At 64.3% G+C, this 23,051-nt stretch carries 17 protein-coding genes and 1 other RNA gene; 14 read left to right on the top strand and 4 right to left on the bottom strand.

Annotation, left to right across the window (positions count from 1 at the left end):
* Positions 1-23 precede the first annotated feature (23 nt).
* Together F8A90_RS13945 and F8A90_RS13940 are read right to left on the bottom strand one after the other, a co-directional pair.
* Positions 24-1,748: a sensor histidine kinase gene (locus tag F8A90_RS13945; RefSeq protein ID WP_233593340.1), complete on the bottom strand. Its 1,725-nt coding sequence runs from the start codon at positions 1,746-1,748 to the stop codon at positions 24-26.
* Positions 1,745-2,563 (bottom strand): response regulator transcription factor, encoded by an 819-nt coding sequence (locus F8A90_RS13940; RefSeq protein ID WP_200017512.1) that lies wholly within the window; start codon positions 2,561-2,563, stop codon positions 1,745-1,747. The genes F8A90_RS13945 and F8A90_RS13940 overlap by 4 nt, the downstream gene beginning before the upstream one ends.
* A gap of 179 nt (positions 2,564-2,742) precedes the next feature.
* Here F8A90_RS13940 and F8A90_RS13935 point away from each other — a divergent pair, with 179 nt between their 5' ends.
* From F8A90_RS13935 to F8A90_RS13875, 13 genes are all read left to right on the top strand, one after another.
* A complete protein-coding gene (locus F8A90_RS13935; protein ID WP_325096924.1) occupies positions 2,743-3,870 on the top strand; it encodes an AbrB family transcriptional regulator in 1,128 nt (375 codons plus the stop codon).
* Positions 3,871-3,999: 129 nt separating this feature from the next.
* An RNA gene (ffs, locus tag F8A90_RS13930) (signal recognition particle sRNA small type) lies at positions 4,000-4,096 on the top strand.
* A 417-nt stretch (positions 4,097-4,513) separates the two neighbouring features.
* The gene (dnaX, locus tag F8A90_RS13925) at positions 4,514-6,706 is read left to right on the top strand and encodes a DNA polymerase III subunit gamma/tau (protein ID WP_200017511.1); all 2,193 of its coding nucleotides are present in this window, start codon (positions 4,514-4,516) and stop codon (positions 6,704-6,706) included.
* A 181-nt stretch (positions 6,707-6,887) separates the two neighbouring features.
* Positions 6,888-7,220, top strand: coding sequence for a YbaB/EbfC family nucleoid-associated protein (locus tag F8A90_RS13920; RefSeq protein ID WP_043333871.1), 333 nt, complete (start codon positions 6,888-6,890; stop codon positions 7,218-7,220).
* Positions 7,220-7,846 carry a recombination mediator RecR gene (recR, locus tag F8A90_RS13915; protein WP_043333870.1) on the top strand — a complete coding sequence of 209 codons (627 nt, stop codon included), beginning with the start codon at positions 7,220-7,222 and terminating at the stop codon, positions 7,844-7,846. The genes F8A90_RS13920 and recR overlap by 1 nt, the downstream gene beginning before the upstream one ends.
* Before the next feature lie 235 nt (positions 7,847-8,081).
* A complete protein-coding gene (gene rnd / locus F8A90_RS13910) occupies positions 8,082-9,263 on the top strand; it encodes a ribonuclease D (protein WP_200017510.1) in 1,182 nt (393 codons plus the stop codon).
* A 174-nt stretch (positions 9,264-9,437) separates the two neighbouring features.
* Positions 9,438-9,734 (top strand): YcgL domain-containing protein, encoded by a 297-nt coding sequence (locus F8A90_RS13905; protein ID WP_043333897.1) that lies wholly within the window; start codon positions 9,438-9,440, stop codon positions 9,732-9,734.
* Positions 9,735-9,803: 69 nt separating this feature from the next.
* Positions 9,804-10,283, top strand: coding sequence for a YcgN family cysteine cluster protein (locus tag F8A90_RS13900; protein WP_166018941.1), 480 nt, complete (start codon positions 9,804-9,806; stop codon positions 10,281-10,283).
* Positions 10,284-10,623: 340 nt separating this feature from the next.
* Entirely contained in the window at positions 10,624-11,250 is a 627-nt protein-coding gene (locus tag F8A90_RS13895) for a TetR/AcrR family transcriptional regulator (RefSeq protein ID WP_166018940.1), read from the top strand.
* A gap of 83 nt (positions 11,251-11,333) precedes the next feature.
* Positions 11,334-12,602, top strand: coding sequence for an efflux RND transporter periplasmic adaptor subunit (locus tag F8A90_RS13890; protein WP_166018939.1), 1,269 nt, complete (start codon positions 11,334-11,336; stop codon positions 12,600-12,602).
* Between the two features lie 3 nt (positions 12,603-12,605).
* Positions 12,606-15,689, top strand: coding sequence for an efflux RND transporter permease subunit (locus F8A90_RS13885; RefSeq protein WP_200017509.1), 3,084 nt, complete (start codon positions 12,606-12,608; stop codon positions 15,687-15,689).
* Between the two features lie 242 nt (positions 15,690-15,931).
* The gene (locus F8A90_RS13880; protein WP_200017508.1) at positions 15,932-18,559 is read left to right on the top strand and encodes a DUF1266 domain-containing protein; all 2,628 of its coding nucleotides are present in this window, start codon (positions 15,932-15,934) and stop codon (positions 18,557-18,559) included.
* Between the two features lie 311 nt (positions 18,560-18,870).
* Positions 18,871-19,470: a C40 family peptidase gene (locus tag F8A90_RS13875; RefSeq protein ID WP_200017507.1), complete on the top strand. Its 600-nt coding sequence runs from the start codon at positions 18,871-18,873 to the stop codon at positions 19,468-19,470.
* A gap of 103 nt (positions 19,471-19,573) precedes the next feature.
* Here F8A90_RS13875 and F8A90_RS13870 read toward each other — a convergent pair whose 3' ends face one another.
* Positions 19,574-20,548 (bottom strand): LysR family transcriptional regulator, encoded by a 975-nt coding sequence (locus F8A90_RS13870; protein WP_200017506.1) that lies wholly within the window; start codon positions 20,546-20,548, stop codon positions 19,574-19,576.
* A gap of 205 nt (positions 20,549-20,753) precedes the next feature.
* Between F8A90_RS13870 and F8A90_RS13865 the strand changes: the two genes are divergently transcribed.
* Positions 20,754-22,073, top strand: a complete 1,320-nt coding sequence (locus F8A90_RS13865; RefSeq protein WP_200017505.1) for an MFS transporter — start codon at positions 20,754-20,756, stop codon at positions 22,071-22,073.
* 91 nt (positions 22,074-22,164) lie between these two features.
* Here F8A90_RS13865 and msrA read toward each other — a convergent pair whose 3' ends face one another.
* Positions 22,165-22,842, bottom strand: coding sequence for a peptide-methionine (S)-S-oxide reductase MsrA (gene msrA / locus F8A90_RS13860; RefSeq protein WP_200017504.1), 678 nt, complete (start codon positions 22,840-22,842; stop codon positions 22,165-22,167).
* Between the last annotated feature and the right edge of the window lie 209 nt (positions 22,843-23,051).

The following is a 23,051-nucleotide window of genomic DNA, read 5'->3' as shown; positions in this document are numbered from 1 at the left end:
CCGCCCGATTCGCGGTCGTCGCGCTAGCATGCTGTGCCTCCTGTCGGTGCAGGCTTGCCGGCCTGTGCCGATTCATCGTCCCCATCCACTCTCACCTCAGGCGCTGCACAAGGTGCTAGATGCAGACTGACGCATAACCCGCAGGACGCGCCTGTCTCGTCTGTCTTGTCTGCGTCGGCTGCGCGGGTTGCATCGTCTGTGCGGGATGCAGGATCAGCAGCCTGCGTCACGCTGCGTGCTGTCGCGTCGCTGAGCGTCAGGCGCGCATCATGATGTCGCGCGATACCATCGACGATCGCCAGCCCCAGTCCGGCACCCTCGTGATGCTTGAACTCATCGGGCTGCTGCGCTGGCATCTGATCGTGACTGTCCGGCTGGGTGTTGCGGTGGAAGGGGCGCAGCACCAGCAGGCGTCGCTCGGCGTCGATACCCGGGCCGTCATCCTCGACACTCAGCCGCCAGCGGCCCGCCAGCGTGGCACTGTCCGATAGTGCTGGAAGAGCATCGCTCGGCGCCGCCATCCGGTTCAGGGTGAGTGTGACGGTACGCGCGCCGTGCTTGCAGGCATTGTCGATCAGGTTGGCCAGTGCCTCCTCAAGCTGCCACTCGACGCCCAGCGTCCAGGCGGCGCCGTCGATATCCGGGGCGATCTCGAGGCCGAGGTCCACCCCGGCGCGATCACAGCGCAGGAACAGGCGGCTGACGGTGGCGCGCGCCAGCGCCGACAGCTCCAGCGGCACGCGCGGCGGCTGCACCTCCGGGTTGTTGAGGCGTGTCAGCGACAGCAACTGATTGGCCAGATGGGCGGTATGGCTGGCGGTGGCCTGCATCTGGCCCAGCGCGGCATGCCAGGCGCTGGGGTCCTGCTGGCGCAGTGCCAGCTCGGCGTGCGCGGAGAGTCCTGCCAGCGGGGTGCGCAGCTGGTGTGAGGCGTCACCGATGAAGCGCTCCTGATTGGCGCGCACTCGGCGCATGCGCGCCAGCAGGTCATTGATGGTGTGCTTGAGCTCCTCGAGCTCGCGCGGCAGGGGCAGGTTGAGCGGTGCCAGGCTGCGCGAGTCACGTTCGCGAATGGCACGCCGCAAGCGGGTCAGCGGCGACAACGCCAGTCGCACGCCGATCAGCACCACCAGCAGTGCCAGGGTTGCCATCCCCGCCAGACGCACCAGCGAACCACTGAACAGCTCACGCGTCAGGGTGTCTCGCCCCTCGCGGGTATGGGCGACGCGAATGCTGTAGCGCTGGCCGTGGCGTGGGTCGTCGCCCCAGCCGCCCAGCCGGGTATCCAGGCTGCCCAGCCGCAGTGCCTGTCCCTGCCAGGCGATATCGCGAAACGACAGCTCGCCGCTGCGTCCGAGCGTTTCCTGTGGGGCCAGGCGACCATCGGCGGCGCGATTGGCGTCCGGCAGGTGGGTATTGCCGGTGACCTGCTCGCCATCGGCGTCCACCAGGCTGTAGAAGACGCGTTCCTGGGCGTCGGTGGCCAGCATCTCGAGGGCGGCGGGCGGCAGGTCGAGCCACAACTGGCCGTCCTGCCATTTGACCTGTTCCGCGATGGTGACCAGCGAGGCCTCGAGCAGCCGGTCGTAGGCGCGGTCCGCTGCCTCGCGCGCCGACAGGAAGGCCTGCACCAGCAATAGAGTACCCAGCGCCAGCAAGGGCAGCAGCAGCCAGCTCAGAAGGCGTCGATAGAGGCTGATGCTGCGTTTTGCCTCTGTCTGTGGGCGTGGTGAGGGGGCGGAATTCAAGCGCTGGTGTCCATGGTCTGTTCCAGTAGATAGCCAAGGCCGCGGATGGTGCGCAGATTGACGTCGCTGCCTTCCAGGCGCTTGCGCAGGCGATGCACATAGACCTCGATGGCATTGTCGCCCACGGCTTCCTCCTCACCGAAGGCCTCGCGAGTCAGACGCGCCTTGTCGACCGGCTCGCCGGCATGCTGGATCAGACAGCCCAGCAGGCGCTGCTCGCGGGGCGGCAGCGCCAACGGGGCCTCGGCGAGCAGAAAGCGTGCATTGAGTGGCTCGAAGGTCAGGCTGCCGAGAGTCAGGCGTGGGGCGATGCCAAGCGAGGGCGCCGGCTGCTGGCTGGCCTGCTGACTGGCCTGAAGAGTGGCATGGCGGCGCAGCAGGGCGCGCACGCGGGCTTCCAGCTCATCGAGCACGAAGGGCTTGGCAAGATAGTCATCGGCGCCCAGGTCCAGTCCGCGCACGCGATCTTCGATGGCGCCACGCGCGGTGAGAATCAGCACCGGTGTCTGGCGATCATGCTGGCGCAGCGCGGCGAGAATCTCGAGTCCGGAAGCGCCGGGCAGGTTGAGGTCGAGCACGATCAGCGCGAAGCCGTGATCGCGGCTGGCCGCCAGGCGGGCAAGCGCCGCGGCGCCGTCGGCCAGGTGGGTGACCGCAAGGCCCTCGGCGCAAAAGACGCTGCACAGCGTGCTGGACAGCAGGGCGTCGTCCTCGACCAGCAGCAGGGCCGGGGGCGGGGCGGTGGCTGGGCTATGCGCTGATGCGTCAGCCGCTGAATCGTCAGTCGCTGAGGGGAGTGAGTCGGGAGAAGTCATCCGGGCTCCGCAAGGGCGCGTCAGGTACGCGACAAGAGTGATGAGAGTCAGGCTCAGGGCCGGTCTGCGACCTGCACGGCCCGCTTGAAGGCACAATATTGCCTCAAACAGGCAGCCAATGGCGCTTGCGCCAGCGTATCATTGGTGGCCTGTTTCGTGTCGCTGACAAGGAAGCCAGCATGCCATCCATTCCGCCATTGCAGCGCCTCAAGGCGCGCGCCTCTCGTCTCTCGCCAGCCCATTGGCTCACGGCTGTCATGTCGCTCAAGGCTGTCGCCTCGTTCAGGCCGCTGCTGACCTCGCTGGCGCTGGGCGTGGTGGGCGGCTGGCTGTTCCAGCTCACCGGCATGCCGCTGGCGTGGATGCTGGGGCCGCTGGTCGCCAATCTGCTGGGCGCGATGGCCGGGCTGAAACTTGGTGTGCCGGACCGGCTGCGCAATCTGTTTCTGGGGGTGCTGGGTCTGACGCTGGGCGCCCGCGTCTCGCCGGAGCTGGTCTCGCACCTCTCCAGCTGGTGGTTGTCGGCGTTGTTGTTGCTGGCGGGGGTGTGGGCCTCGACGCTGGTCTGCGCCGCCTGGTATCGCCGCTGTGGTTTTGACGCCACCAGTGCGTGGTTTTCCTCGGTGCCCGGCGCGTTGACGGCGATGGTGGTGATCGGCGAGCGTATCGGTGGCGATCCGCAGCGCATCGCGGTGGCGCAGTCGTTGCGGGTGCTGCTGGTGATCATGATTCTGCCACCGCTCTATTGGGTGCTGGAGGGCGCGGCGGGTACGCCCGGCATCGGCAGTGATGTGGCGGTAAGCGGCTTGTGGCTGATCGCGGTGCTGCCGATGCTGCTGCCCCTTGCCAGGCGACTGCGCATTCCCAATGCCTCGCTGCTGGCGCCGCTGTTGCTGGCACTGGTGCTGTCGCTGGGTGACGTGGTGCGTTTCTCGCCACCGGTATGGGGGACCGATGTCATGCAGCTGATACTTGGCTGCGCCATCGGGGCGCGCTTCAAGGGCCTCAAGCCGCGTGTGCTGGTCGGGGTGATGGGCCAGTCGGGCGTGGCGACCCTGATCGCGCTGTCGGTGCTGGGCTGTTTTGCCGAACTGATCCATCAGCTGATGGGCGTGCCGCGTGATGTGGCCTTTCTCGCTCTGGCCCCCGGCGGTATCGGCGAGATGGCGTTATTGGCGGTGGCGCTCGATCTCGACCCGATCTTCGTCGCCTTCCATCACCTGCTGCGCCTGATCGTCCTGATGCTGTTGCTACCGGTGATGACGCGTCATTTCCGTCACCGCCGAGCGCGTGAGGCAACGCAATAACCCGAGGCGTGATCTCCCCTTGTGAGGGCGGCGATGCGCTGTTATAGTGTGCGCCTTGATCACGCCAAGTGCTTGAAGTTCAAGCGATTGGCTCGGTAGTTCACCGAATGATCATATCTGTGGTGGCCCTGTCGGTCCTCCCGCAATGCTAGGCTGCAAACCCCGCCAGGCCCGGAAGGGAGCAACGGTAGTGGCTGACGCGTGTGCCGGGATGTGGCTGATGGGGCCGCCTCCATTTCAGGGTCCTGAAAGTGGCTGCTCGTGAAATGTCCGCATCATCCCGCCTGCTGTACAACGCTCTATTGCAATCCTCTGCAAGACCTTCGCTTCACGCTGCCTGAAGCCTTTCGCCATGCCCTCGCTGTCTGAATCTGTCATCTCCTGCCTGACCCGAGCCCCGCTTGGCGTTTCGTCGTGCCCGCAATTCGGGGGCGCACCACACCTGTCATCCGGCGTCGCGCCACCAATCCTGCTGCGCAAGTGGCATCGTGCTTTGAAGCCACTCGGCAAGTCGCTAGAATGAGCGCATTCTCAGCGAGGCCTTTTCATCGGTCTCCGTCTGTCGACCGTCGGGGGTTAAAGCCCAACCGGGTCGTGCAGGTTTCAGCTCATGTTTCAGATCGCCCAAGGAATGCCCCGCTCAATGAGCTATCAGGTATTGGCGCGCAAGTGGCGCCCGCGCAATTTTCACGAACTGATCGGTCAGGAGCATGTCAGCCGTGCGCTGGTCAATGCCCTCGATCAGGGGCGCCTGCACCATGCCTATCTGTTCACCGGGACTCGCGGTGTCGGCAAGACGACGCTGGCACGCATTCTGGCCAAGTGCCTGAACTGTGAAGAAGGCGTCAGCTCCAGGCCGTGTGGCGTGTGTGGCACCTGTCGCGAGATCGATGAAGGCCGCTTCGTCGACCTGATCGAAGTCGACGCCGCCTCGCGGACCAAGGTCGAGGACACGCGTGAGCTGCTGGACAACGTCCAGTACGCCCCGACCCAGGGCCGCTACAAGGTGTACCTCATCGATGAGGTGCACATGCTGTCGACCCACAGTTTCAATGCGCTGCTCAAGACGCTGGAAGAGCCGCCGCCCCATGTGAAGTTCCTGCTCGCGACCACGGATCCGCAGAAGCTGCCGGTCACCATCCTGTCGCGCTGCCTGCAGTTCACGCTCAAGAACATGCCGCCGGTGCGTGTGGTCGAGCACCTGTCTGACATTCTCGCCCGCGAGGAAGTTAGCTTCGAGGAAGACGCGCTGTGGCTGCTCGGCAAGGCCGCCGATGGTTCGATGCGTGACGCCATGAGTCTGACCGACCAGGCGATCGCCTTCGGCCATGGTCAGGTGCGGCGCGAAGATGTCGCCGCCATGCTCGGCACGCTGGATCACCGCCATGTGCTGGCGCTGCTGGAGTGTCTGGCCTCGCTGGATGCCGCCAGTCTGCTGGCGGAGGTGGCGACACTGGCCGAACAGGGGCCGGACTACGGCGGGGTGCTGGATGACATGGCCTCCGTCTTCCATCGCCTGGCGATCGCCCAGATGGTGCCGAGCGCACTGGACAACGGCCATGGTGACCGTGATGCGCTGCTGGCACTGGCCAGCCGCTTCACCGGCGAAGACGTGCAGCTCTATTATCAGATCGCCCTGCAGGGACGTGGCGACATGGCCAACGCCCCCGATGCGCGCACTGCGCTGGAAATGACGCTGCTGCGCATGCTGGCCTTCCGCCCGCAGGGCGTACCGCGCCCGGCGCAGACGCCGCTGCCGATGATCGGCCAGGCGGAGGGTGCGAACGCGCCTGGCGCTCAAGCCTCGGCGCCTGTCCAGCAAGCGCCCGTCCAACAGGCTTCTGTTCAAGCAGCTCCGGCTCAGCAGGCCCCTGTTCAAGAAGCCCCGGCTCAGCCTCAGCAAGCGCCGGCGGCCCCGGTGGCGGCCGCGCCCCAGCCTGCTGCACCAGTTGCTGAGCCAGCGACCGAAGCAAAGCCGCCGATGGCCGATGAGCCGCCCCCGTGGGCGACGGAGGACGTTCCGCAGGACGCCCGGGATGCCGGCTTTCGCGACGTAGCGCAAGACGCGCCTCAGCCAGCGGCCGCGCCAGAACCGGAACCAGCACAGACAGCGGCTTCCGCACAGACCCCCGCTGCTCCCAGCTCGGCGATGTCACGCCTGAGTGCCGCCTTCGGTTCGTCAGCACAGCCAGAGGCTGCTGAGTCATCGGCCCCGCCGCCCCCTGAAGCTGAAATGGCAGCGCCAGCACGACCCGAGCCCGCTGCATCGCCGGCGCCTGAGCCGGTCGTGTCTGAGCCTGTCATGCCGGAGCCGGTCGTGTCTGAGTCTGTCACGCCCGAGCCGGTCGCCAGCGAGCCGGCCGTGGCAGCGCAACCAATGCCGGAGCCGGCACCTACGGCAGTGCCTGCACCAAGTGCCCCGAGTGCCGATGGTCGCTTGAATCATGCGGCGTGGCTGGAGCTGTTCCCCTCACTGGGGCTGGGCGGCATCACGCGCAATATCGGCGCGCATTGTCTGGTCGAGCACGATGACGGCACCCACCTCAAGCTGAGGCTGGACCCCGCCCAGTCGGCGATGATGGCTGAAGTCCATCAGGACCGCATTCGCAAGGCGCTGGCGGGCCAGGGCGTGGAGCGTGTGCTGGAGATCAGCGTCGCGCCGCTGCCGGAAGGTCTGGAAACGCCGCACAGTCGTCGCATTCGTCTGCTGGGTGAACGTCACGTGCGCGCGGTTGAAGCCTTGCGTGCTGACCCGCATATCCAGTCCATGGAGCAACAGCTGGGCGCGCGCCTGATCGAGGAGAGCGTCAACTCCTTCGAGCCGGACGATTTCTGACGCTCTGGGCAGTTTCGACCGAGTGTCGACGGTGCCGGTCACCACTGATGCTTCCCCGGATTTACGGTGTGTGTGCCGGCAAGGCATGCACACCACAGGCCGGAGGTGCCACGACATGGCACGTCTGGCAGACAGTTTTTATCGTTAGGTCATGTTCAACACGTTATTGATGAGGTGAGCCATGTTCGGTGGAAAAGGCGGTATGGGTAACATCATGAAGCAGGCGCAGGAAATGCAGGAGCGCATGCAGAAGGTCCAGGAAGAAGCCGCCAAGGCGGAAGTCCAGGGCGAATCCGGCGCGGGCATGGTCAAGGTCACCATGAACGGTCGTCATGACGTCGCGCGCGTCGAGATCGATCCGAGCCTGATGGAAGAAGACAAGGAGCTGCTGGAAGATCTGCTGGCGGCCGCCGTCAATGACGCGGTGCGCAAGGTCGAAGTCAATTCCAAGAAGCAGATGGAAGAGGCGACTGCTGGCATGAACCTTCCGGCCGGCTTCAAGATGCCGTTCTGATGGGATTTTCGCCGCTGGTAGATCAGTTGCTGGATGCCTTGCGCGTGTTGCCGGGCGTTGGCCCGAGAACGGCACAGCGCATGGCGCTGCATCTGCTGGAGCGTGATCGCATGGGCGCCGATCGTCTGGTCGGTGTGCTGGGCGAGGCGCTGGAGCGCGTCGGCTATTGCGCGCGCTGTCGCACGTTGACCGAGGAAGAGGTCTGTCAGCTGTGCCTGAGTCCGCGGCGTGATGAGCGCGTGCTGTGCGTGGTGGAATCGCCCGCCGACCAGCTCGCCATCGAGGGTGCGGGTGGCTATGTGGGGCGCTATTTCGTGCTGCACGGCCATCTGTCACCGCTGGATGGCATCGGGCCCGAGGATATCGGGCTGGATGCGCTGGAAACCCGCGTCCGTGAGAGCCAGATCGAGGAGCTGGTGCTGGCCACCAACCCGACGGTCGAGGGCGAGGCCACCGCTCATTACATCGCCGAGCAGCTTCGCGATGTGCAGCACGGTGGGCAGCCGCTCAAGCTGACGCGCCTGGCCTATGGCGTGCCGATGGGTGGTGAGCTTGAATACGTCGATGGCGGCACGCTCAGCCGTGCCTTCAGCGGTCGTCTGCCGTTCACCCTCGGCGAGATCTGATGCGATGCCGGTACCGGTTCCGGTGCCGACGATGTTCAGCACCGGCACTGGCTCCAAGGCAGCTTCGGCTTCAAGGCAGCTTCGGTATTGAAGCAACTACAGCAGCACGTCTGCGGGCGTGGTGGTCAGGAACCACCACGCCCGCGGTCGTTTACCGCCCGGTGTCTGGCGAGTGCCCGTCACCTTCAATTTCCGCTTGCCCGGGCAAGCCTGTCACCACGAGATTTCCTTGCTGATGAGTGATCAACCCGCCACCGCACTGCTGTCAGAGCTTGATTTCGAGGCCGTCTGGGTCGAGACCCCCGAGGCGCTGGCCGATGCCTGTGTTGAACTGGAAGGCGCCGATTGGCTGGCGTTGGACACCGAATTCATCCGCGAGTCGACCTTCTTCCCGATTCCGGCACTGGTGCAGCTGATGGCCGCCCATGACGGTGAGCTGCCCGGTGCGGATGGCAAGACGCCGCGCATCTTCCTGATCGACCCCACGGTGGTGCCGGCCAGCGAGGCGCTCAAGCGTCTGCTGGGAGCAGAGGGGCCGCTCAAGCTGCTGCACGCCTGTGGCGAGGACATGGAAGTCTTCCTGCGCTGGGCGGGCGTGGCGCCGACGCCGCTGATCGATACCCAGATCGCCGAAGGCCTGACCGGTGGCGAAGCCTCGATGGGCTATCAGCGTCTGGTCGAGCGCGTGGTAGGCGTCACCGTGCCCAAGGAAGAGACGCGTTCCAACTGGCTCAAGCGCCCCTTGAGTCAGGCGCAGTGTGATTACGCCGCGCTGGATGTGCTGTTCCTGCCGCAGGTGTGGTCCGAGCAGCGTGATGCGTTGCTCGAGCTGGAGCGCATGGCATGGCTTGAAGAGGATTGCCGGGATCCGGGCAGCAGCGGCGGTGCCACGCCGGACCCGGAGTACTGGAAGCGTCATCGCAGCCTGTGGAAGCTCTCGCCGCGCGGCTTGGCCGCCTGGCAGGTACTGTGTGACTGGCGTGAGGAGCAGATTCGTCTGCGTGACGTGCCGCGTTCACGCCTGCTGGCCGATGCGCAGCTGTTCGGTATCTGCGAGCGACTGCCGACCAATCGCTTCGAGCTGGCCAAGGTCGATGGCATGCATCCGCCGCAGATCAAGCGCCACGGGGACACCGTGCTGACGCTGCTCAAGGACGTGGCGATGATCGATGACAGTCAGCTGCCGCGCGTGCCGCCATCGCCGTTGGCGCCGGAATGGAAGAACTGCATGAAGCGCCTCAAGCGTGAGGTCAATGCGGTGGCCGAGGCACAGCAGCTCAAGCCGGAGATTCTCGGCAAGCGCCGTGACATGGAAGCGCTGGTGATCGCCGATCACGAGGGTGAGCCGTTGCCCTTGCCGCAGGGCTGGCGTGGTGAACTGCTGGCCGCGCGCCTGGCCAAGGCGCTCGAGAGCTGACGCTCGCCGCTTCCGTGGGCCAGACTGCAAAGGGGCATGCGCGAGGTTCGCGCAGCCTGGTCTGCCAGCAACACAGGTCAGAAACAGGTCAAACAGGTAGTGAGCTCTCGGGTCATGCCCGTGACGTGAGAGCTCACTGATGCGCGCAAGCGCTGCAAGATGATGGGTAGCCCGATGACAGACGACAAGATGATCTGCGAGATCTACAAGAGCGCCAAGAAGGACGAGATGTACCTCTACGTCGAGAAGGCGCGTGGACTCAAGGATGTGCCGGAATCCCTGCTGGGCATCTTCGGTACGCCGACACCTTTGATGACACTGCTGATTCGTGCCGACAAGCCGCTGGCGCGCGTTGCCAGCACCACGGTGCTCGAGAAGATTCGCGAGCAGGGCTTCTACCTTCAGATGCCGCCGGCCAAGGAAAATCTCCTCAAGGAGATTGGCGTGACACCGCCGGAAACGCATTACTGACGCCCTGTCCGGCAGACAAGACCGTACTGATGAAACGACCCTGCTGCCCGGCAGGGCGAGGAGAGCAAGATGAGCGATGTTCCGCAGCCTGACGGCGGAAAGCGTGAGCGTTTCTGGGAGCGCCACGCACTCTCGGAGCTGAATACCGCCGAGTGGGAGGCGCTGTGCGATGGCTGTGGCCAATGCTGCCTGCTCAAGTTCGAGGATGAAGACAGTGGTGATATCGCGGTACTCGATGTCGCCTGTCGCCTGCTGGATGTGCGCAAGGTCAGCTGCCGCGATTATCCCAATCGCGCCACGCGCGTACCGGGCTGCATCCCGCTGGATGTCGAGACGGTGGGCAAGCTGCGCTGGCTGCCGGAAACCTGCGGCTATCGTCGCCTGAATGAAGGTCGTGAGCTGCCTGAATGGCACCCGCTGTTGACTGGCGATGCCAGGAGCGTCAAGCGCGCCGGGGTCTCGGTGTCACGCTTTGCCGTCTCCGAGGTATCGGTGCGCCAGCAGGACCTGGAAGACCACATCATCGCGATCATCGATCCCGAGAGCTGAGTCGCGCCGCGGGCGCGTGTCAGTTTTCAGGTGGATGTCTCCAGAGAAGCGCAGCTCGATGAGCTGCGCTTTCTTGTTTCTGACATTCTGTATCTGGCATTCCGTGCCTGTCATTTCGAGTCAGGCAGTTCGAGTCAGGCATTCACTGGCCTTGTCGTTGACTCCTCTGACCCCCAGTCACGTTGGATCTTTTATATAAGTTAATTCACATAAGTTGCTCTGCATGGTCCATGGCGCGTGCATGCACTCAGACGCGCAATGTCTGGTTGTAAATAAATGAACGTTCATTTATTTTGTTGAGATTCGTTCAAGACCAGAACAGACCAGAGGCAGACGGGCCATGCGCCATCGTGATGAACACAAGCAGCAGGCGTTGCTGGAAGCCACGCTGCATGAGGTGGCCGAGCATGGTTTCGCCGTGACCTCCGTGGCGCGCATCGCGCGCGCCGCCGGCATGTCGCCCGGCACGCTCTATCTTTACTACCGTGACAAGGATGCCCTGCTGGAGGCGACCTTTCGTGAGGTCAGTCGGCGCATCATCGCGGTCGCCATCGAGGCCTTCGAGGCCGAACCGGCAGAAGCGATCGAGGCCGAGCCGTCACCGTTGTCGCCGGCTGCCCGGCAGCTGAAATCGGCACTGTGTCGAGTGTGGAATGCTCTGGTGGCGCTGGGACGCCATCAGCCGGCGTTGTTCCGCTTTCACGATCAGTTTCTGCACTCTTCCCATATGCAGGACGCCCTGAGGGTGGCCAATCAGGAGCGCGCCGCGCCCTTGCTGGACGCCTTCGCGCTGGGCCAGCAGACCGGCATCCTCAAGCAGATCGATCTCGCCCTCATCGAGGTATTCATGTTCCGGTCGATCTACAGCCTGTTGCAGGGCTCCGGGTGCCAGGTACCGGCCATCAGCGCTGCCAGCTTCGACCAGGCCTTCGAGATGGCCTGGGACGCGATCGCGCTTCGCCAGTGAGGGCAGCCAGTCCAGCAGCGCAGCCGGACAGATGACAGATTTTCGCTTATGCCATTCCATTCCAACGACTCAAGGGCCCGCTGATGAAACTTCGACCTGGCGCCAAGCCACACCTGCGTACTCCTTTCGCCTGGCGGGGAGGCCGCGCCCTCAAGCTGTTCGCCGGACTCCTGTTGGCCCTCGGGCTTGCGGCCTGCAGTGAGGCCGAGGCACCGCTGGAGAAGCAGAAGGTACATCCGGTCAAGTTGCTGTCACTCTCGGATGAAGGCGACGGTGTCATCCAGCGCTATCCCGGCGTGGTCGAGGCCTCGGAGCGCTCCAACCTGTCGTTCCGCATCGGCGGTGAGCTGCGCGAACTCAAGGTCCAGGCCGGCCAGGAGGTCGAGAAGGGCGAACTGATCGCGCGTCTGGATGATCGCGATGCCAGAAGCGAGCTCAACAATGCCCGCTCCAGCTTCAATCTGGCGCAGGCCACCTACAAGCGCATGAAGTACTCGGTGGAGAAGGGGGCCATCAGTCGGGCGCGCTTCGATGAGGCGCAGGCCGAATTCCAGTCGGCGCAGGCCCAGTATTCCCAGGCGCAGGACCAGCTCAGCTACACCTATCTCAAGGCACCCTATGACGGGGTGATCGCGCGCGTGCCGGTGGACAACTATCAGGTGGTCGCCGCCCAGGAAACCATTGCCGTGCTGCAGCAGCCGGGGCAGATCGACGTGATCTTCAACATGCCGGAGCGTCAGGTGCGTGCCATCGATCGTGAGCGTGCCGAGGCCGGGCGCCTTGAGGATGCTGCCCTGGCCTGGGTGCGCTTCGGCAGTGGCGAGTCGCGCTATCCGGCCCGCTACAAGGAGCATGACACCAGTGCCAGCGAGGGCTCGCTGAGCTATGAAGTCACCCTGACGCTGCCGGAGCCGCAGGACATCACTGTGCTGTCAGGCATGAGCGCTACCGTGGAGCTGGACATGCAGCAGCTGACGGCGGCGACCCAGGGCCAGTGGCGCGTGCCGATCGAGGCGGTGGTCACCCGGGAAGAAAGTCCGGATCAGGCCGTGGTGTGGCGCTATGTGCCCAATGGCGGTGACGCTCAGGCGAGCGAGTCGATCAATGAGAACGCCACCACGGACACCGGCTCAGACGACGGCAAGAATGAGGGCAAGCGCGAGGGCAAGCAGCAGGAAGCTGGCGCCCAGGGCACCGTCGAGGCCGTGCCGGTCACGGTATTGCAGGCCACCGGCGAAGGGCTGGTGATCACGGGAGAACTGAGTGCCGGTGACCGTCTGGTCACGGCGGGCGCCAGTCGCATGGAAGCCGGGGAGCCTGTGCGTCCCTGGGTCAAGGAAGCGGGGCTCTGATCCATGGTCGATTATTTCCTGAGACACAAGGTCATCAGCTGGATGGTCGTGCTGCTGCTGTCGGTGGGCGGCGTGACCTCCTTCTTCGGGCTCGGCCAGCTGGAATTTCCCGAGTTCACCATCCGCAACGCGGTGGTGACTACCCAGTATCCGGGCGCGACGCCCAAGCAGGTGGAAGAGGAAGTCACGCTGCCGCTGGAGAAGGCGATCCAGCAGATTCCCAATCTCAAGCGCGTCAGCTCGGTCAACAGCTCCGGTCTTTCCCAGATCACGCTGGAGCTCGAGAGCAGCGTGCGCGAAGGCGAGATGCAGCAGTACTGGGACCTGCTGCGTCGCAAGATCAATGATGCCCAGTCGAGCCTGCCGCCCGGCAGTGGCTCCTCGATCGTCAATGACGACTTCGGCGATGTGTTCGGGCTGCTCTACAACCTGAGCGGCAAGGGCTATTCGGCGCATGACCTCGAGGACCAGGCCGACTTGCTGCAGCGCGAGCTGACGCTGGTGGAGGGGGTCAAGAAGGTCTCCATCGTCGGCGCGCGCAGCGAGCAGGTCATCGTCGCGCTGGATCGTGATCGCATGCAGGCGCTGAACATCTCACCGGATCAGCTCGCCAACCTGCTCAATGCCCAGAACGTGGTCGGTGACGCCGGGCGTATCCGCCAGAACGGCCTGTCGCTGGAACTGCAGCCAAGTGGCGAGTTCCAGAGCGTGCAGGACCTGGAGCGTCTGGTGGTCGGGCGTCCCGGCAATGGTGGCCTGATTCGTCTCGGCGATATCGCCTCGGTCAGCCGTGAGTACACCGAATCGCCGTCGCGTCTCTACCACACCGATGGTGAGACGGCGTTGTCACTGGGCATCTCTTTCGCCTCCGGTGTCAATGTGGTCGAGGTCGGCGAACTGGTCGACAAGCGTCTTGGCGAGCTTGAGTCGCGCATGCCGCTGGGCATGGAGCTGACGACGGTCTATCACCAGCCGCAGGTGGTGGATGAGGCGGTGTCCGGCTTCTTGATCAACCTGGCCGAGGCCGTCGGCATCGTGATTCTGGTGCTGCTGGTGTTCATGGGCGTCAAGAGTGGCGTGCTGATGGGGCTGGTGCTGTTGATCACCATTCTCGGTACCTTCGTGATGATGTCGATTCATGGCATCGAGCTGCAGAAGATCTCGCTGGGGGCCTTGATCATCGCGCTGGGCATGCTGGTGGACAATGCCATCGTGGTCACCGAGGGCATGTTGATCGGCCTCAAGCGTGGCAAGACCAAGCGTCAGGCCGCCTTCGAGGTCGTCAGCCAGAACCGCATGCCGTTGCTGGGGGCCACGGTGATCGCGATCACCGCCTTCGCGCCCATCGGTCTGTCGCCGGATGCCACCGGCGAATTCGTCGGGTCATTGTTCTGGGTGCTGTGCTACTCGTTGCTGTTGAGCTGGATCACCGCCCTGACGCTGACGCCGTTCTTCTTCGACATGTTCTTCCGCGAAGCGCGGGAGACGGCAGGCAGTGACACGGACGAGAATCAGGAAGAAGACCCCTATCGTGGCGTCATCTTCCGTGGCTTCCGCAGCCTGCTGAGCTGGGCGATTCGCCTGCGCTGGCTGACCCTGGGGGGCGCGGTGGCGTTGCTGGTGGTGGCCGTGATGAGCTTCGGGCAGGTCAAGAACGCCTTCTTCCCGGATGCCTCGACACCGCTGTTCTTCGTCGATGTCTGGATGCCGGAAGGCACCGATGTGCTGGCGACGGAAGCGCGCATCGCGGACCTTGAGCAGCAGGTGCTCAAGATGGACAAGGTCAATCATGTTACCAGTGTCACCGGCGGGGGCGCCCAGCGCTTCACGCTGACCTACTCGCCGGAAGACAGCTATGCAAGCTTCGGGCAGCTGATCGTCGAGACCCGGGACCGGGCCAGTCGCGAAGCGCGCATGGAGGAGGTGATACGCCTGATACGCGCCGAGTACCCTGAAGTCGAATACAAGGTGCAGGCGTTGCAGGTCGGGCCCTCGGCGAAGGCGAGTCTCGAGGCGCGCCTCTATGGCGAAGACCCCGCAGTGCTGCGTCAGCTGGCGGGCAAGGTGCGTAGCGTCTTCGAGGAGGAGCCGCTGGCCGACAGCATTCGTCTGTCATGGCGCAATCGCGTCAATCGCATCGAGCCAGAATTCCTGGATGATCAGGCGCGGCGTGTCGGTGTGACGCGTGATTCACTGCATCAGGCGCTGCTGATCAACAGCGACGGTGAGAGTGTGGGTGTCTATCGCGAAGGTTCCGAGCTGATCCCGATCCTGCTGCGCGGAGAGGAGCGTCAGCGCTTCGACCTCGACACCCTGGCGAGCCTCAACGTCTGGAGCGATGAGCAGGAGACCTACGTGCCGGCGGGTTCGGTGATGGGGCCGCTCAAGACCGAGTTGCGTGACCCGCTGATCAAGCGTCGTGATCGTCAGCGCATGCTGGCGGTCTACGCCGAGCCGATGCCGCTGTCCGGGGAAACGGCGGCCAGCGTACTGGGGCGTATCCGTCCCAAGATCGAGGCCATCGAGCTGCCCGAGGGCTACCACCTGGAGTGGGGTGGCGAGTACGAAACCTCATCCGAAGCTCAGCAGGCGCTGTTCTCCTCGCTGCCGATGGGGCTGCTGGGCATGTTCGTGATCACGGTGCTGCTGTTCTCCAATCTGCGTCAGGCGCTGGCCATCTGGTCCATCGTGCCGCTGACGCTGATCGGTATCGTCAGTGGTCTGATCGTGTTCGGCGCACCCTTCACCTTCATGGCGTTGCTCGGCACCTTGAGTCTGATCGGCATGGTACTCAAGAATGCCATCGTGCTGGTGGAAGAGATCAACGTGCAGCTCGATGAGCAGGAGGATCGCTTCCAGGCGGTGGTGCAGGCGGCCGTCAGTCGTGTGCGACCGGTGTCGATGGCGGCGATCACCACCATGCTGGGCATGATTCCGCTGTTCCCGGACGCCTTCTTCTCGAGCATGGCGGTAGTGATCGTGTTCGGGCTGGGCGTGGCGACCCTGCTGACGCTGGTGGTGCTGCCGGTGGCGTACTGCGCCTTCTTCCGCATCCCGACCAGCAAGAACTCCATGAAGACATCCTGATGTGATGATCCTGATGTGATGAGAATGCGGTAATCTTGGTCTGCGCTGTCTGCGGCCACCCACACCATGACGCCCGATGACAGTGCCTTTGTCATCGGGCGTCATGGTGTGGTTCATGCTCGCTATCCTGCGTGAGGGGCATCGCCGCAAGCCCCTTTCCGTTACACTATGCGCCGCCGGTCGCGAGTTGCCCGGTCGCAAGTGTTGCGTCAGTCGAATCCTATCGAGTCGTGAGGTGTGCCTTGGTCGAACCCCTGAGTGCCTGGTGGGGGCAACAGCTGGTGTTGTGCGGTTGGGGCTTCAGTGCAGCGCCGGAAACGGTGTGGACACCGGCCCAGGCGTGCGCGCGTCTGAAGGCCCAGGAAGTCCCGGATGCGGGGGAGCTGGGGTGGCGTCTGCTGGAGGCCTTCCCCAATGACACCCCGGACCCGCTGCACCAGCTGGAGGCGTTGGAATTGCTGGCGCTGGCACGTACCGCGGGCTGGCTGTCAGAGGCGCGCACGCGTGCCTGGCTGATACGTCTGCTGACAGCGATCGGTGGGCGTTTCACCTCGCTGGATGACTGGCTCAAGGCGCTGGCCCATTCGCGCAGCGATGCGGGCTGGACGCGAGGCGATGATGGCTTCTTCGAGGCCAGCCTCGCGTTGTCCCAGTTGGAGCACGAAGACGCCGGCGTCACCTGGCCACGCCTGCAGGAGGCGCTGGAAGCACAGCCTCCGGTGGCGGTCACGCAGCTCTGGCCTCAGGGCGAGCGCGACCGGGTCTGGATGGCGCGCGCCATCTTCTCGCCGTGGCTCGGTGGACAGTCATTGACCAATGATGACAGCGGCCCGCACGAGGACGGTGCCAGCGGCTTTGACGCCGCGGCGCACTGGCCGGATGTCACGCGCTGGCTGGCCGAGACCTGGGCGATCACCGGGCGTGATGAGCTGATACGTCTGCTGCTGTGGCTGGCCTCGCAGGGGCATCGCTATGGCTGGGACATCGACAGCGCACGCCTGATGACGGCCAGCGACAGCGAGCGTGCCAAGTGGCTGGATGAGCTGGAAGCGGATGCGGCTCAGGAAGAGGCCGAACGCAAGTCGGAAGGACGCAAGGGGGCTCCCGCGCATGCTTCCTCCAGCATCGACGTCGCCGACGGCGGGCTGGAAAAGCCCCCGTCACCGACGGCCTACGGCGAGCTGCTGTTGCAGTATCTCGATCGTGGTGAGCCGCTGGAATTCGCCGCCTGGGACTGGCTGCGTCTGGTCGATCTCGCCTTTGCCGGGTTATGTGCCGGCTGGCTGAGTCGTGAGGAGGGCGAGGACTTCGCCGCCCACGGCATCGACCTGCTGGTGCGCCGCTATGCCGACTGGCAGGGCGTGGCCCGCGCCTATCAGCGTGGTCGCAGCCTGTTCGAGGGTGTCGATCTGACCCGCGACACCGAGAGTGACTGGCGTCCGCTGATGGCGTCGCCGCTGACGCCGCTGCGTTGTGAGCTGCATGCGCTGTTACCTGCCGCCCAGCGTGAGCGCTGCCGCGCGGCGATCCGTGCGTGGCGCAATGACAGCCGCCACTGGGTGCTGGCCATCGCCAGTATCCGCGAGCCGGACCTGCTCTATCGTCAGGGGCTTGTTGCTGAGGTCGATGCGGCGCGCCGCGAAGAGGCACGCCAATATCTCAACGAGACGCTGGCGCTGGATACCCGCGACGGCGTGCAGGGCATGGCACGTTTCTGGCTGCCGGCGCAGGCGCATCATCTCAATCAGCTGGCTGCCGACGCCGCGCGTGGTGCCTTGCCCGACGCCCAGACCCCCTTCGGACGTGCCGATGCCGTCGAGCTTGAGCGCCGTCAACGGTTGGCCGTCTGTCATCGCTATCCCGCCAGCGTGGTGATGGCCGAGAAGTACGCCTTCTATCTGCTGATGGTGCAGGACAGTGGTGATTTCCCGGCCGATGAGCTGGCGCAGTGTGCCGAGCGTCTGCGCAGCGCCCTGTGTCGCTACTACCCGGACGCCATGCGTCTGCTGGAAGCCTGGGCGGTGTGGGAATCCGCGGTGCCGGAACTCGAGGACCATCCGCTGGTCAACGAGATCCGCTGGCATCTCGATGACCCCGGCAGCCTGTTCCATTGGCTCGACTGGCGCGCCAGTGACTGGCAGGAGCCGGGGCTGCGTCCGAGTCTGGATCGCTTCACGGCGCTGGCGCTGAGCGGTCCGCTCAATACACCGTGCTGGGGCGAGCCGATGGTCGAGTACGGGCGGGGCGTCGAGGAACTCAGCGGCTGGCTCGAAGGTCATTATGGTCTCGCCAATGCCGAGGCGCTCAAGGGCTTCCTCGACTTCCTGCGCGATGCCGGTGATCGAGATGAATACCAGATCAATTACGGCCCCTACACTCTCAATCGCGCCCGCCTCGATAACGAGATCGACGTGCTGGAAAGCGCCGAGCGCGGCGATGACGAGCAGGTGCATCTGGACCGTCTGCGTCGCGTTAGAGACAACGAGGCGCGCTGCAACGAGCTGGACATGGCGGCGTGGGACATCGCCCAGATGGTGGACCTCGCGATTGCCGGGCGACAGCTGGGCTGGCTGGACGAGGCGACCTTCACCGCCTATCTGGACAGTGCCTATGCGATGGCGCGCGACCACTACGGCAGCTGGAAGGAATATGCCCGGGGACTGTTTGCCGGCTATGCCTTCTTCATGGGTGACACCGACCAGCGTGACAGCTTCCTGCGCGGCTTCCGCGACGCGCTCATCCAATGGTTGACGGCGGCGCCCCCGCTGGCCGGCGCCTGGTCGAGTCTCGATTTCCCGGGCGCGCGGCCGGGTCATTGGCCGGCATTGCATCTGGATGTGCTGAGCGGAGACGCTCGCACGCTGCACTGAGCGGGATTCCATTCAGATTGGGTGAGCGGTAGAGGGTACCTCATCTGATACTTTGGTCTAACTTGTGCGGCAATGGCATACGGTTTGCGGAAACATGAACTACTATCCTGCGAACGACTCGGGTTTGTCATCTGACTGTCGTCATCGTGTTGCAAGGTGTGCTGCTGCCTGATTTGGCCCACCCTGTCAGATAGTCGCCGTGTTATCTCTGATCGATCAACGATCATCGTCATGCATCAATGGTTATCGCCGTCCGCAAGCGCTGCTCACCTTCACCCTTCCAGCGCCGGGCCCACGACGAGGAATGCTGGATGCGCCACGCGTTATTATGCTGTTTTCTGATCCTGCCACTGGGTGTGGCAGGCTGTGCCAGTCACTCAACACCGTCCAATGATGTGGCCTACTACGATGTGGACCTGCCGGAATTGCCGAAGCTCAAGCGCTATCGCCAGTCCACGTCCCAGCCGGCTGCCGAGCCGCAGGACTACGCCATGTCAGGGCCGAGCATCCGCGATGTCCTGCTGGAAGAGCATGACCGCTGGGCCGGGACGCCCTATCGTCTGGGGGGAACCAACACCCGCGGCATCGATTGCTCCGCCCTGATGCAGCATGTCTTCAGTGATGGTTTCGGTATCGATCTGCCGCGTACCACCACCGACCAGGTGAAGCGTGGCAAGCGCATCGACAAGTCGCAGCTCAAGCCGGGCGATCTGGTCTTCTTCCGACCCTCGCGTCGCTATAACCATGTAGGTGTCTACGTCGGCAACGGCTACTTCCTGCATGCGTCCACCTCGCGTGGCGTGAAGCTGTCGCGGCTCGACAACGTCTATTGGTCCCAGCACTACTGGCAGTCGCGTCGCCCGATGCCCTACGAGGCCATGCAGATGAAGCTGGCCATGCGTAGCCAGTGAGCTGATCACGTGTCGCACTGAAACAGACAAGTGTCTTCCTGGACATCACCCGGCCCTGGCCGGGTGATGTCGTTTCTGGGCCCGGGAAAATGTCAGCCACTGCTCAGGAAGGGGGCTCCAGCGCAGTGCTGCTTGTCTGATTCCCAGCGCTCTGGGCGTCCGTGGCGGGTCTATCGGCCGCCGAGTGTTCAATGACGAAATCGACCAGCGCCTGCTCGGCACGCGACAGGCCGCGTTCGCGGCGCCAGGCGAGTGACAGCTCAAGCCAGGCGGGCTCATCGAACGATACGGCGGTCAGGTTGTTCTCTTCACGGTCGTCCTCGACCACACGCTTGAGGAAGGTGGTGATTCCGAAGCCCCGCGCGACGATCGCCTTGTTGAGGGCGATCAGGTTCGATTCGAAGGCGATGCTCGGCGCGAGGCCATGCCGGCTGGCCAGGCGCTCGATGAAGTCGCGATGAAAGTAGCCGCGCTTGAAGACCACCAGCTCCTCGGCGAAGAACTCCTCGACGCTGATCTGCGTGCGGGCGGCCAGCGGATGATCGTTCGCCAGGCAGACCACCATTTCCTCGCTCAGGAAGTGGCGTCGAATCAGGCCGTGGGTGTCGCTGCCGAGCTGGTCCTCGACGATGACGCCCAGGTCCAGCTCGGCATTGTCGATCATCCGGCGCAGGCTCAGGGTGCCGCCCTCGATCACGCTGAGCTTGATGTCGGGGTAGCGTGCCTTGAACGCCATCAACAGGGGCGGGAAGTAGTAGGAGCCGAGCATCGAGGAGACGCCGATGCGCACCTCGCCCTTGACCAGCCCCTCGAGCTCCGCCATCGCCAGTGCCGCGCGCTGTGCCTGTTGCAGCAGGGGCCGGGCATGCTCGAGCAGCGTATCGCCGGCCGGTGTCAGGCGCAGACCGCGTGAGCCCCTGACCAGCAGTTGGGTGCCCAGCCGGCCTTCAAGCCCGGCGAGCGACTGGCTGACCGCTGACTGGGCCAGGCCAAGTGCCTGAGCGGCGGCGGTGAAGCTCTGATGCTCGACGACACTGACGAATATCTCCAGTGAACGCAGATCGAAGGGCAGTTTCATCGCGGGGTCCTTTTGATCGCGAGGTTCTTTTCATCGTGAGGTTCTTTATCAGCGCGGATTCTGTCTTGGCGCAGTTTGCGTCATCCCTGTCTCGCCGTTGTCATCAGCTTTGCTGATGGGTGGCATCATGTCGAGCTATTTTACTGATGCGAGTGCGCGGCGCAGACTGGCGCCATCCCCATGCTTGATTGAGTGCAGGTACCTGATGGCTTCATCGCTCTCCGCGTCTTCTTCCCACGACTCCGCCAGTTCAGGCTTGGCTACCCAGTCCGAGCTGCCCGAGCCACTCAAGGCACACGGGCGTGACTGGCGGCGCATGACCCAGGCGCTGTGCCTGGGCTCCTTCGTGGTCTTCATCAACCTCTATCTGGTGCAACCGCTGCTGCCGCTGCTGGCGACGGATCTGGGCCTGAGCTCGCTGCAGGCGAGTCTGTCCCTGTCGGTAAGCACCCTGACGCTGGCTATGGCATTGCTGGTGTTCGGCCCGCTGTCCGACGCGCTGGGGCGGCGGCGCATTCTGCTGTGGACCTTGGCCGGCGGGGTGGCCTGTTCAGGGCTGGCACTGTTCGCCGAGGGCTTCTGGTCGCTGCTGGCGGTGCGCGCACTGCAGGGCTTTCTGCTCGGCGGTCTGCCGGCGGTGGCAGTGGCGTACATGAGTGACGAGATGGAGCAACCCGCCTTGATGATGGCGGTGGGGCTCTACATCAGTGCCAATTCGCTGGGCGGCATTTCGGGGCGGGTCGCGGGGGGCGTGATAGCGGAGCACTGGGGCTGGCAGGCCAGCTTCGCCGCCATCGGCGGCGTCAGCCTGCTGGTGCTGGGGGCGTTATGGCAGCTGCTGCCGCGCCAGAGACGCTTCGTCGCCCAGCCGCTCAAGCTGAGCAGCATGCTGGCAGGTCTGAGTCGCCATCTGCGCAATCCTCGTCTGTGGCCGGTGTTTCTGCTCGGTGGGCTGAATTTCTTCATCTTCGTCAATCTCTACAGCTACATGACCTTTCGATTGAGTGAGGCGCCCTGGTCACTCAGCAGTCAATGGCTGGGGCTGTTGTTCCTGACCTATCTGGCAGGCACCTTCGGCGCCTCCCAGTCTGGCCGGCTGGCACGGCGTCTGGTACCGGGAGGTGTGGCTGAGGACGGCGAGGCCGCGCTGGCGATCGCTCAGCGACGCGGTCAGGCGCTGACCATGATGCTGGGCACCGGCATCGTGATGCTCGGCACGCTGTTGACGTTGAGTCACTCGCTGGTCGGGATGTTGATCGGTCTGAGTCTGAATGCCTTCGGCTTCTTCCTCGCGCATGCCACCGCCTCGGCCTGGGTCGGGCGCAATGCCGAAGGCGCGCGGGCCAGTGCCAGTGCGCTGTATCTGACTGCCTACTATCTGGGCGCGAGTCTCGGCGGCTTCTGGCTTGAACCCTTCTGGCAGGCGGCCGGCTGGCCCGGGGTGGTGGCCGCCAGCGTACTGGTACTGGTGGTAACCTTCTCGCTGGCAATCCTGTGCTGGCGCCGGGCTACTACGCAGTATTGAGTTTGAAAGCGGCACAGGCACCATAGCACGCATACGACAACGGCTCGCCAGATGGCGAGCCGTTGTCGTTCAGAGAACCTGGAGGGCGGAATCAGTGCGCGGGGGCGTCGTCACCCCAGATCTCTTCCAGACGGTCATCGCGGCCACAGCCGGCGCGATAGAAGCGATAGCGCACCGGGTTCTTCTTGTAGAAATCCTGATGGTAATCCTCGGCCGCATACCAGGGCCCTGCCGCCTCGATCTCGGTGGCGATGCCTTCGGGGAATCTGTCCTTCAGTGCATCGCGACTGGCTTCGGCGGCCTCACGCTGTGTCTCATCCACCGGATAGATGCCGCTGCGGTATTGGGTGCCGGCATCACAGAACTGGCGATCCACCGCGACCGGGTCGATGTTGTGCCAGAAGACATCCAGCAGGGTGTCGTAGCTGACCTTTTCGGGCTCGTACACCACCTTGACCGCTTCGGTGTGCCCGGTGCCGCCCGAGGAGACCTGCTTGTAGGTCGGATTGTCCTGTTCGCCGGCGGTATAGCCGGAGGTGGTCGAGATCACACCGTCCAGCTTGTCGAAGGGCCCCTCCATGCACCAGAAGCAGCCACCGGCGAAGATGGCGACGTCCTGGCCTTGAGCAACACCCTCGGCGACGCCCTTGGGCGCCGTTTCCGGGTCGAAGGCATTGGCGTGGCCGACAAGCAGCAGGCCGCCGAGGAGGCTTGCCAGTGGCGTGAGACGTCTGAGCGCTGGGAAGGGGATTCGCGTATATCGGGTCATGGTGTCTCCGGGAAAGGCGTCATTCCTTCGAGATGAGTACACGGAAATTTCCATGTCTCGGTGAGCCGTGAGATGACTGGCGTTGTTGAGTTCTCACTGCCTGTATCAGGTTTCTACGCGAATAAACGTGGGATGGATGCGAACATGCAGAATGAAACCTTACCGTTGTCGTGATCAAGTCACTGTCATTCACCCCGCTAGGCGAATCA

It is taken from the genome of Cobetia sp. cqz5-12, assembly GCF_016495405.1.
In the GTDB taxonomy this organism is placed as follows: Bacteria; Pseudomonadota; Gammaproteobacteria; order Pseudomonadales; family Halomonadaceae; genus Cobetia.
The sequence above is the reverse complement of the archived record's forward strand: the minus strand, read 5'-3'. Positions and strand labels throughout refer to the sequence as shown.